The following is a 334-nucleotide window of genomic DNA, read 5'->3' as shown; positions in this document are numbered from 1 at the left end:
GACCTTGATAAGTTCGTGATGCGTCAGTGCCTGCTCGACTTCGGCAATCACGTTCTCGCTGAGGCCCTTGTCGGCCACCATGACCACCGGATGCAGATCGTGGGCAAGCCCGCGCAGGTGTTTGTTCAGTTAATTGGACAGCGTCATGGCGTCGGTGTGTTGGAACAGAGGCCATTGATAACGTGAAAAGGCAGGCTGGAAGTGTGAAGTGTGAATTGTGAAGATGAGTGGGTCTGGGGTGGGGTGGGTATGTTGAGCGTGGGCTGGAGCCGTCATTTGGCACCGCCACGCTGCATTTGCCCCCAAAATCCTTCACACTTCACACTTCACACTT

The 334-nt window shown here is 55.1% G+C and carries 1 protein-coding gene; it reads right to left on the bottom strand.

Annotated features, from left to right (window positions below):
- Positions 1 to 81 (bottom strand): YhbY family RNA-binding protein (locus tag ACEWQZ_RS00045; protein ID WP_476481030.1); only part of this gene is annotated, 81 nt, incomplete at its 3' end.
- Between the last annotated feature and the right edge of the window lie 253 nt (positions 82 to 334).

The organism is Wenzhouxiangella sp. YN1, from assembly GCF_056324145.1.
This window is presented reverse-complemented; position numbering and strand designations above follow the sequence as displayed.